Annotated in this window: 11 protein-coding genes; 3 read left to right on the top strand and 8 right to left on the bottom strand. The window is 49.7% G+C overall.

The genetic code is table 11. The features are described from left to right. Positions 1-1,211: tetratricopeptide repeat protein (locus HKN79_05240; GenBank protein NNC82961.1), on the bottom strand; the 1,211-nt coding region annotated here is incomplete at its 3' end. 26 nt (positions 1,212-1,237) lie between these two features. After that, entirely contained in the window at positions 1,238-1,819 is a 582-nt protein-coding gene (locus HKN79_05245) for a radical SAM protein (protein ID NNC82962.1), read from the bottom strand. Between the two features lie 162 nt (positions 1,820-1,981). Between HKN79_05245 and HKN79_05250 the strand changes: the two genes are divergently transcribed. Together HKN79_05250 and HKN79_05255 are read left to right on the top strand one after the other, a co-directional pair. Continuing rightward, complete coding sequence (locus HKN79_05250) at positions 1,982-2,272, top strand: hypothetical protein (GenBank protein ID NNC82963.1); 291 nt, start codon at positions 1,982-1,984, stop codon at positions 2,270-2,272. A gap of 381 nt (positions 2,273-2,653) precedes the next feature. Next, positions 2,654-3,199 carry a hypothetical protein gene (locus HKN79_05255; GenBank protein ID NNC82964.1) on the top strand — a complete coding sequence of 182 codons (546 nt, stop codon included), beginning with the start codon at positions 2,654-2,656 and terminating at the stop codon, positions 3,197-3,199. Here the strand turns inward: HKN79_05255 and lhgO are convergent. The 6 genes from lhgO to HKN79_05285 form a co-directional block, all read right to left on the bottom strand. After that, positions 3,189-4,415, bottom strand: coding sequence for an L-2-hydroxyglutarate oxidase (lhgO, locus tag HKN79_05260; GenBank protein NNC82965.1), 1,227 nt, complete (start codon positions 4,413-4,415; stop codon positions 3,189-3,191). The genes HKN79_05255 and lhgO overlap by 11 nt on opposite strands. Positions 4,416-4,467: 52 nt before the next feature. Further along, positions 4,468-5,886 carry an MFS transporter gene (locus HKN79_05265; GenBank protein NNC82966.1) on the bottom strand — a complete coding sequence of 473 codons (1,419 nt, stop codon included), beginning with the start codon at positions 5,884-5,886 and terminating at the stop codon, positions 4,468-4,470. A 40-nt stretch (positions 5,887-5,926) separates the two neighbouring features. Further along, complete coding sequence (locus tag HKN79_05270) at positions 5,927-7,093, bottom strand: OmpA family protein (protein NNC82967.1); 1,167 nt, start codon at positions 7,091-7,093, stop codon at positions 5,927-5,929. Positions 7,094-7,123: 30 nt separating this feature from the next. Next, positions 7,124-8,299 (bottom strand): OmpA family protein, encoded by a 1,176-nt coding sequence (locus HKN79_05275; GenBank protein NNC82968.1) that lies wholly within the window; start codon positions 8,297-8,299, stop codon positions 7,124-7,126. A gap of 112 nt (positions 8,300-8,411) precedes the next feature. Next, positions 8,412-9,059 (bottom strand): outer membrane beta-barrel protein, encoded by a 648-nt coding sequence (locus tag HKN79_05280; protein ID NNC82969.1) that lies wholly within the window; start codon positions 9,057-9,059, stop codon positions 8,412-8,414. A gap of 98 nt (positions 9,060-9,157) precedes the next feature. Then, positions 9,158-9,730, bottom strand: coding sequence for a DUF3575 domain-containing protein (locus HKN79_05285; protein NNC82970.1), 573 nt, complete (start codon positions 9,728-9,730; stop codon positions 9,158-9,160). Positions 9,731-9,872: 142 nt separating this feature from the next. On the opposite strand from HKN79_05285, the gene HKN79_05290 reads away from it, so the two are divergent. Beyond that, entirely contained in the window at positions 9,873-11,099 is a 1,227-nt protein-coding gene (locus tag HKN79_05290) for an FtsX-like permease family protein (protein ID NNC82971.1), read from the top strand. Positions 11,100-11,190 lie beyond the last annotated feature (91 nt).

Here is an 11,190-nt window from a genome sequence, read left to right on the forward strand (position 1 = left end):
GTGATGCTGTTCTCATTGCCGTGGGTGTTGAGCGGATAGCCCAGATTGACGGGAGTCCCCCAGGTGCCGTCCTCCTGCTTACGGCTGAGGTAGATATCCTCCCCTCCCATGCCGGGATGACCGTTGGACGTGAAGTAGAGGGTCTGTCCATCGGGATGTATCAGTACGGAGGATTCCTTTTGGGGAGTATTGATGACCTCGGACAAACGCTCGGCCTGGGTCCATTGCCCCATGTCATCCAGTCGGCTGGTCCAAATGTCTTCTTGGCGCACCATCCCGCTACGCAATTTGACTCCTCTCACGAAATAGAGCGTGCGTCCATCGGAGGAGAAGCTGGGCTGGGTCTCCCAATGCGGAGAATTGATATTGTCGCCCAGATTCTGAGGGCGGCTCCATCGATTGCCTTGCTTGGTCGAATAGAAGATGTCGCACGATCCGTAGCCTTTGCGGTCGGGGCCATAGCTACCTATATTGTCAGCACAGGCCACAAAGAAGAAGAGTTGTCCATCGGGTGAGATGAACGGTGCCCCTTCATTTCCAGCCGTGTTGATATCCTCCATAGGCACGGCCGGATGCCAAGCGTCCTTATACTCTGAACGGTAAAAGTCCTCCTGTTCGGAATCTGTACCACCTACCGGCAGTCTACGAGTGAAGATGAGTGTGCGGTCATCCGTTGTGAGAGATGCGAAATATTCTGGATGTTCTGTATTGACACCCGGACCCAGATTGATCGGGTCGAAGGGTACGGGATTCTGCATGGCATCCAAGGCAAAATCGCAGTCGGTCAGTTTACGACCGGCCTCATCCTGCATATTGGGGTTGGTCCTGCGATAGGTGAGAAATTTCTCATAGGCCACCTTGGCGGTTGTGTAATCCCCATTGCTGAATTTCAGTTCACCCAGAAAGAAGTGTCCATTGGGAAAGAAATCAGGGTCGATGGCCAGCGCCTGTAAGAGGCTCTCCTCTGCTTTATCGAAGACGCCCTTTTCGATATATACCTCGAATTTGAGCAGATGTGCTTCTATGAAATCAGTCTCTCGGGCCAATGCATCGTTCAATCTGCGAAGGGCATCGGTATAGGCCCGTGCATTGAAGGCCTGAAGAGCAACTTCATAGTTCTTGATAGCCTTGCGGTCATCTATGGTATACTCATCCTGAGCGGTGAGAGCAAGTGCTGAGAATGCAAAAAGTAGAAGTAGGAAATGACGCATCAGACGTGGCAGATTGATGCCCAAGTCTAAGGAATATTCATGTACTTATGCGCTTGAAGGGAGACCTTCCATCGGGGATTTTCCTTGACATAATCCACGATCAATGGTAATACCTGATTGACCCTTCCCCATTCGGGTTGAAGGTAGAGGTTGCAATCGCTACGGACCTTGGATGCATGTTCTTCAGCAAATGCAAAGTCCGACTTGTTATACACCACCACCTTCAATTCATGCGCTCGACTGTGAATTCCTTCTACTGCGGGCTTGAATTTCTTAGGTGATAGGCAAATCCAGTGCCATTCTCCGGTGAGTGGATGCACACCTGAAGTCTCGATGTGGGTCTTGAAGCCCTTATTAATGAGTCCCGTGGTAAGTTCACTGAGGTCATACATGGCCGGTTCTCCACCGGTGATCACGGCTATCTCCGTTTTTACCTGATCGGCTTGGGAGATGATATCCTCGATAGGCATCTGTGGATGGCCCGAGGCCTGCCAACTCTCTTTCACATCACACCACACGCATCCCACATCGCAGCCGGCCAAGCGGATGAAATAAGCAGCATTTCCCTGCCAGAACCCTTCTCCTTGTAGAGTATAGAAGGCCTCCATAATAGGAAGGTGCCCCTCTTTCAACCAAGAGGAGGATTCATGTTTCGATGCTATGGATAGTCCTTTTCTCAAAACGGGCTGCAAAGTTACATATCAAGGGTGGAGATAGAAAGCCTCCCTTTCGGGGTACTTTACCTATGCAGTGAATCTACTTTTGCAAGGATGTTCAAACGATTAAAAGAAAAATGGGGAGTCACCCCATTGGGATTGGCTTTGGTGCTATTGGTCTTTGCTATCGGAGGAAGCCTTTCAGGCTATCTGGCCAAGGTGGTCATGGGCATGTTGAATATCGAGGAGAGCCTGACCTACGGCTTCCTATATATCGCTGTGGTCACTTTGCTCTGGCCACTCTGTGTCATCACGGTGAGCATACCATTCGGTCAATTCAAGTTCTTCAGGAATTACTTGAGGAAGATGGGGAGGCGATTCGGCCTGATCAGAGGAGAGCAATAAAAAAGCCCTTGTAGGAAGCTGAGTTTAAGCAAACTCAGATAAATACGGTTGGAACTTCCGGTCCACCTCGGTAATCCCCTGTCACGTTTACACATGAACCCTGGTATACCAAGGTCGGGGCCCGCCCTCAGTAGATCGAGATTCGATCCAATAAGGTAAGTGTTAGTTTACCAAACTGTCTTCCTACAAAGGCAATTGAAAGGTACGCAAAGCGATCGGAAATCAGAGCATGAATGGTCCAGAATCTTTTCAACCACTGCTCTCGACCGCACTGAAAACTCAGGTGAATAAGTCTGTTGATAAGGACATAGGCCTTGCCCGATAGGCGCATTTCTCCCCCCTATTTTTGAGCATAATCAAAACGAAAATCGTAGCTACTATATGTTTTCAACGCTGATCGGGAAGAAGAAGATGACGGAAACGGCCTTAGCCAAGCTCTTGGTAGAGGGAACATTGAAGACGGCCGAACCGATCTTCAAAGAAGTGGTAGATTATATCAACGAGTGTCCGCATTTCGACCGAAACCCCGAAGTCACGGAGCAGGACGATATCGACTTTCTACTCACTGTATTCACCTGCAATATCTCCCGTATCCCGAATTATCTGAAGGGCGGGCAAGAAAAGCGCGTGGCGCATGCCATCATCAAGCAGCTGTCCTTCCATCTCTACATGGATATGAGGGATCTGAGTACACGTATCCAAGACTGCAAGTCGCTGATGAAGCGTTTGAACCACCCGTCAAAGAACCTCATCTACGCCATGCCCAAGGCGGTATTCAGTCTGTATGGACTCAATGAATTCCAGCAGCCTTACTTCCGGGACCTGAACAGCCCGAATCCACTCTATCTCAAAGAGATGAATCAGATGATGGAAGTGATGGTCTGGGATTGGGACTTCTTGGTCGAGGAGTATCGCTTCACACCTTGACCCCTATTCCAAAATAGGTCTCGGCCATTTCGGCCACTTGTTCTCCTATGGCCAGCGAAGCTGTTGCAGCCGGACTCGGTGCATTGAGTACGTGTATGCTCCTTCCTGCATGTTCTATTCGGAAATCATCCCGGGTATCGCCATCCTGACTGAGCAACATCGCACGCACCCCCGATCGTCCTGGTCGTAGATCATCCATGGTGAGTGAAGGGATGATGCGCTGAAGGGTCTTGAGGAACAATTTCTTGGAGAAGGCCCTGCGGTACTCATTGATACCGAAGGCCATGTTATCGAAGAACAATTTCCATGTGCCCTGATAGGTCAAGGCATCCCAGGTATCCTTCCAGTCGAAATCGGTCTTCCCGTATCCCTCGCGCTTGAAGGTGAAGACGGCATTGGGACCACACTCGATCTCGCCATCGGTCATACGAGTGAAGTGTACACCTAGGAATGGGAATGCCGGGTCAGGCACGGGATAGATCAGATTCTTCACCTTATGCTTGGCCTGATCGGTCAGTTCATAGTAATCTCCTCTGAAACCTACCACGCGCTCTTTGACGGCTACTTTATCTTCTTCGGCCATGCGATCGGCCTGTAGACCGGCACAAAAAATGGCATACTGCACTTCATAAGTATCCTTGGCCGTATGGAGTATGGTGCTCTCCTGCCCTTTCTCGATCCGCTCTACCCCTTCACCTAGTTTGATTCGTGAATCGGCATTGATCCCCAGGGCCAGTTCTGCCATCTTCTCAGTGGCTCCCACGAAATCAACTATACCCGTGACGGGCACCCAGATGCCTTTGATACATTCTACAAAGGGTTCGATCTCCTTGACCTTGTCCGGTCCTATCTTTTCGATGCCTTCAATGCCGTTCTGCAGACCGATATCGAATATCTTATCCAGATAAGGCAGTTCTTTCTCATCGGTTGCTACCACCACCTTGCCGCACACATCATGGTCCACGCCATGTTCTTTGCAGAAAGCCACCAATTCCTTGCGGCCCTTGACACAATTCTGTGCCTTGAGTGAGCCCGGTGTATAGTACAGTCCAGAGTGGATGACTCCTGAATTGTGACCGGTCTGATGTGCGGCCAGTCGCTCTTCTTTCTCGAAAAGGATGATGTTGAGGTCGGGATGCCTGCGCTGGAGCTTGTAAAAGGTAGCTGCTCCTACGATACCTCCTCCGACTATGGCCACATCGAATCGCTGATGCATAGCATGGGTTTTGAAGAGGGCAAAGGTAGTATTCGCTATCCCTCTTTGGATGTCAACTCGAGAGGCTCTCTTCTACTTCATCTCTAGGCACGGTGTAGAGCAATGCCAATCCAGCGATGAAGAAGATACCGATGAGTAGGATGCTCATGCGAATATCCTGCGTGAGGTCCAGCACATAGCCGAATCCGAAGGTGCCGAGCACCGTACCCAGATAGTAGCAGATGTTGTAAAAGGAGAAGTAGCTCGCGTGGTCCTTGGTGGGAGGAAGGAATTTGGAGTAGGTGGAACGACTGAGTGCCTGTACTCCACCCATTACCATTCCCACAGCACCTGCCAACACGTAGAACCAGAATTCATAGACCACAAAATAGGCCGCAGTGACCAGTAGCACCCAGTAGACCACAGCGATCTTCAAGGCGCGGATATTCCCTAAGCGTTTGGAGAGCCAAGAAAACGTATAAGCACCTACGATAGCCACCAATTGGATAATGAGGATGGTGATGATCAGATTGGAGGTCTCGAAAGGAAGATCCTCTCCATTGGGTCCTTTGCGCTTGATCTCCTTTGCGGCAAAATTGGCCGCCATGAACATGACGGTCTGCACTCCGGTATTGTACAGGAAATAGGCGCTCAGGTAGCGCTTGAGGCGCTTGGTAGTGCGTATCTCGGCCATGACCTTGCGCACTTCCCTATATCCGTTGAGTATCACACGATTCGTGACCTTGTTCTTGAATACGCGATTGGGGAGCTTGAAGAAGGTGATCTGCGCAAATCCCGCCCACCATACACCCACAGAAAGAAAAGAGATACGACATCCCAGATCGGTGAAATGCGCTGTGGCTGCTGCTTCTGCCAGTTCAAAAGGCAGCCCTTCGGATTGCATCAAGTGTGTGACCATCCCTTCCACATCGAAATACCAAGAAGGTTGTAGGAGCATGGTCAGATTCCAAAGCAGCAAGAGTACCGAGCCGATATATCCCAATGCAAATCCAAAGGCAGAGATACGGTCATGGTCCTTGGCGTCAGCGATCTCTGGCAGATAGGCATTGTAAAAAATGATGCTACCACTGAAGCCGACACAGGCCAAAGCCATCAAGCTCATTCCCATCCAGATGTTCTCCAGTGAGAACCAATAGAGACCTGCACATGAAGCAGCGCCCAGATAGCAGAAGAACTGCATGTAGCGCTTCTTACTATCGCTGTAATCAGCCATCCCTGAGAGCAGCGGTGCGATAATGGCTACAAGGAGGAAACCAGCAGAAATAGCATAGCTATAGAGCGAGGTATTGACCAGCCCCCAGGTGTTCTGTACATGATCGATGACCACATTTCCAGCAGCGTCTTTCTCCGAGGTGATGGCCTCGTAAAATCCGGGGAATATGGCGGAGGTGATGGTGAGCGCATAGGCTGAATTGGCCCAGTCATACATGGCCCAGGCCCGTATGGTCGCCTTGTCCCCCTTCTTGATCATGTTGGGCAAGGTAATCTAAAAAGGACTTCTCAGGCGCTCTTCAATCCGAACGGTAGTCCAGATAGCGTTCTTCGGTGATCGTGAAATCGACCCGTCTATTCTGACTGCGGCCGGTGGAACTGCGGTTATCCGCAACAGGTCTACTCGCTCCATAGTATTCGATGGACAGCCGGGAATTAGGTACTCCGAGATCGGTGAGATATTCCAATACCCGATGGGCCCTACGTTCGCTCAGATCCAGATTGTAATCGGCAGCTCCGATGATATCTGTATGTCCCATGACCTGTAGTCGCAAGAAATCGTTGTTGCGCATCCATCCTGCTACCTCGTTGAGCATCTCTTTGGAATCCCCATCGAGCTCATCGTTATCGAATCCGAAGAGGACATTATCAAAACTCACTTTCTCACCCGGTGGTAGTTTCCACCTCAGGGAGTCCCTGATCTCTGCTGCGATGATGGGTATGGAGCAGGAACAATCTTTACGACCATCGACCGGAACGATGCTCAGCTGATCCACATAGTAATAGGCACTCTCCCACTTGCGCTTATCGGGATGCTCCTTGACATTGCGTTTCTTGACGTGGGTCTCATGGTCCGGAGAGAAATTGCCCAAGGTCACATAGCGCTCACCTCCCTGCGCTTTATAGATGTCGGACAGAAGTATCCATGATTCTGCATTGTCCAGGATGTTGCCTTCTGGATTGGACAGTTGGGGGGACATGGCGATCACCTTCTGACCAGGGTTCTTCACCTTGTTCTGCGAGAATACGGCCCCTAGGGCATCGGTCACGAATTCTGCGCGATCGGCAGATGAGACGTAGAATGACACACAATACTCCTGATCAGGCGACATGGGTTGTTCCAATCGGGCCTGCATGTATTCCCTGTAGTTCTTTTTAGACGGAGCGAATGTGATGAGGCCGAGATAGGCATTCCCGTCCTTGGCTTCCTGATAGCCGAATGAATTTCGAGGAACCCCTACCAGCCGACTACAGGCATGGAAATAATCACTGGTGCCCCGTGAGGCCTGATTCCAGTCCTTCACGATCTCCAATTGACCCTGATTGAAATTGACGGGGCAATAGCTGTGGTCCTCAAAACTGGCATTGGGTGCCAGGTTCTGCGACTGAAGCCCTTGACTGCTCAGGATTAAAAAGAGGAACACCCATCCAAATTCCCTTAAAGCTATGGATGGGTGATCACTCATCGTATCTTGATATTTCTTCAGGCCGCTACCTTATCGCAATTCAAAGGATACCCTTCTATTCTTGGCCAAAGAAAGGGGGGTCTTCATTTTGGTAGCTGGTTCATCGGCCTTGTGACTTCTCACGAGGACCCTCGAACTAGAAACGCCCTTATCCACCAGGTATTGCTTGACCTTTTCAGCTCTAGTGGCGGATAGATCCTTAAAGGTATCGTACTCTTTTCCTTTCTCTACCTCCATCTCATCCATGTGACCGTGAATAGTGATGCGCACATTGGAACGCTCGTTCAGCAGGTCCGCCAAGCGGTCCAGATCCTTGCGTGTCGCACTGACCAGATCATCTTCATTGGAGTAGAAGTAAACCGTACTCGCCTTGATACGGTCGCTGATGGAAGCATTGTCTTTCAAAGCCGCAGATTTGGAGAATATGATGCGCGGTCCTTCGATCTCATCCTCCTCCTCACAAGAGCAATCACTTTCTCTATCCACCTGGGTAAGGGAGATATCATCCAGGAAGTAATATCCGATCTGTTGCTGGTCTCCTTTGAAGCCCTCCGGCTTGTCCATCTTTTCGGTGACGGTACGACTCGATGAGGAGAAATTCCCGATGGTGACATATTTCTCAAATCCTTCAGCCGTAAATACGACACAGAGGTCCTGCCAGCCATCCATCTTGGTCTGTGGCTTATTGACTCGTGGTACAATGACATCGTCTTTCAAGATGACATCCTTATCCTCGAAGACCTCTTTCTTAGAAAAATGGAATCCTAGGTTATTGGTGGCATACTTTGCGCCATCTGCCAGGGACAGACTGTATTTCAGACAGTACATCTTGTCCTTCTCCAGATAGCCATCAAGTGGAGCGGTGATATACATCCTCCCATCTTTAGAAGCCACGAGATGTGTGCTGATGCCTACGTAGTTGTCCCCGTCCTTGGGATTGCAGATCCCCATCACATTCTTGGGAGCGCCCACATCTGGGAATTCTGCCATCTTGGAATATAGATCCACTTTCTCTTCAGTGGCCGGGGCCCAATTGTTGACCAGAATGAACTGTCCCAACTTTTTGAGCTTGCCTGTATTCGCAGTTTCAAAACTGCCGTTGATGATCAGATTCTTCTTGTTCGATGTATCCCCATCTTCTTGTGCCATGCTCCACTGGGAGGTGATCATAAGCAGGGACAGACTCCAAAGTATCGTTCTTTTCATGTGCCGAATATCGTAAAATGACAATCAGGGCTGAGCAAAGGTCATGCCTGAAATAGAAAAAGCCCCTAGGTCCGAGACCTGGGGGCTTCCATTGCATATTGTGTACGTAGGATCAGAGCTTCACAGAGACACCGAATCCTACTTCGATACCGCTCAAAGAACTCTTGGCTTCTACAGTAGTCTCATTTCCTTGATCGTCAAACGAATCGAGATCTTGTTTACCTGAGTGACCACCGTAACCCACTCTCAGATTCAATCCGAAAAGTTCGTTTAGAAAGAACTGACCGCCAGCAGCGATCTGATAGAAGGTACCGCTGGTCTTATAGTCATCTTCATCTTCGCCAGAAGGAATCTCATCGGCCTTCGTATTAGAGATACCGAATGAAGGACCTACAAATACGTTGATAGATTCGGTATTGACCAGCGAGTAACGAGCTTCAACTCCCACTTCTGTGACATTGGTCTTGTCATCATCAAGATCCGCATCATCGTAGCTTGTAGTGAATGAACCGAATCGACCGACCAGTCCTGCCGAGATAGCATCGGCCACTTGATACTGAGCATCCACACGCACAAGTCCAGAGCTGACATCACTCATATCGAAAACCTCATCTGGAATATCCTCACCATCTATAGAACCGCTCTGACTGTAGCCGAAGCCCATCTCGTAGTCTACATTGATAAGAATGTTTCCAGTTTCCAATTGAGCAGATAGCGTAGTTCCGGCTACCAGCATCAATGACATCAAAATTGCTTTCATAATCCTAGGGTTTAATTTTTGTGCTGCAAGTATACATTACCTGTGCTCTGATATCTAAGCATCTAAAAATGGGATTGAACTATAATGCGTAAGGTCTATCAGAACCTATAACCCACAGCAAGTCGTCCGATGCCGTCAACTCCGAGATTAGGGAATTCGCCACCTTCATTGTTCTCATCGACCCATTCATTCTTCTCAGAGATGGCTCTCCCGATTCCGAATCCGATCTCGAACAGGATACCAGAATCTCCGACTACTTTATAGCCAACTCCGATGCCAGCACCGACTATGGATCGTTTGAAAGCTGCATAATCCTCATTGTCACCATCCTCTACTTTCCATGATCGTTGTCTGAGATATACCCCGGCATAGAAGCGATCACATCCTTGGTCAGGGCTGAAGTAGTATTTACCATATCCCATGACACCGAAGCCGCTTTTGGTCGGGTCAGCTCCTTCTACATCCACCGTTGTGGCTTTTCCAGTTACGAGTCCTAGAGAAAGTTCAGCTCCAAAATTCTCGTTGACCATATATTCTCCGGCCACATCGAAAAATCCGAATAAGGCTCCTACGGGATTGATCTTCAATTCCACTTCTCCTTGAGCGAGGATTGCATTTCCCTGAAATAAAAAGAGTGAGAGTATGGTCAGATAAGTCAGTTGTTTTTTCATAGTTGTATAAGTTTGAATATGAACAATGATACAGTATAGAAATCAATCTCCAACTACCGCTCCTACGCCTCATCTTCACCAAATAATTCTGTGCTGAACTATGAATACTTTATTCTGCACATTCACAGTCTGATTACTTCCATTGAATCCTGAGAACCTACAGATCGCATTGAAGGCCATTCGGTCGCAGATGTTGCGGACCATCCTCACCGTACTCATCATCGCCTTTGGGATCATGGCCTTGGTAGGCATACTCACGACCATCGATGCGCTCAAGTCCAAGATCAATAGTGATTTCTCACGAATGGGGGCCAATACCTTCACACTGAGAGTGACGAATAACCGCCAGCAACAGGGAGGTAAACAGGCCAAGGTCTATCCCCAGATCGATTTCCGAGAGGCCATGCGGTTCAAGGAAATATACGACCACCCCGCCTTGGTGAGCATCAGTGCCAATGCGAGTTTCACCTCCATAGTCAAACACGGCAATGTGAAGACCAGCCCCAATGTACGGGTGATCGGTGGGGATGAACATTATCTGGAGGTATCGGGTTTTGAAGTAGATGTGGGCCGGAATTTCTCGAATCACGAGGCACGATCAGGATCGGATGTGGCCATACTCGGGGCGGATATCCTCGATAAGTTGGAACTGGATCCAGCACAGGCCGTAGGTGAGTTCATGAGCATAGGTTCTAGAAGATACAAGGTGATCGGAGTGATGGCCAGCCGAGGGACCACGATGGGTTTCAGCAACGATAATCAGGTGATCGTGCCGGTGATGAATGTCAAACTGAATCTGGCCCAGGCCAACACGGAATATCGCGTGAGTGTCTCTGCCTCGGACCCCACACGTCTCGATGACGCTATAGATGAGGCCATTGGTACTATGCGGGTGGTGCGTGGTGACCCCTTCGGGGCTGAAGAATCCTTTGAGGTCAGGAAAAGTGATAGCACGGCCAAGAACCTCATCGAGAATCTATCGTTCATCAGTCTGGCAGCTACTTTGATCGGTATCATCACGCTGCTCGGAGCCGCGATCGGTCTGATGAACATCATGCTTGTCTCGGTCACTGAGCGCACCCGTGAGATCGGGGTACGGAAATCCATCGGTGCGAGCCGATCCAACATACGCTGGCAATTCCTCACCGAAGCAATCGTCATCGGACAGATAGGTGGTCTCTTCGGAATGATACTCGGGATCATCGCTGGTAATGTGATCGCAATCCTGGTCGGAGCCGACTTCATCATTCCCTGGGTATGGATCATTGCGGCCATCATCCTGTGTCTGCTGGTAAGTGTGGTCAGTGGATTCTATCCGGCCAGCAAGGCAGCCAACCTGGATCCTATCGATGCACTCCGATACGAGTGATCAGGCTCCTTGTCTGAGTATCTCTTCAATACGCTCGGTCGCTCGGGCATCCCAGAGCGGAGTCACTTGACCGGATTTGTAGGTGCCATCC

The organism is Flavobacteriales bacterium (assembly GCA_013001705.1).
In the GTDB taxonomy this organism is placed as follows: Bacteria; Bacteroidota; Bacteroidia; order Flavobacteriales_D; family JABDKJ01; genus JABDLZ01.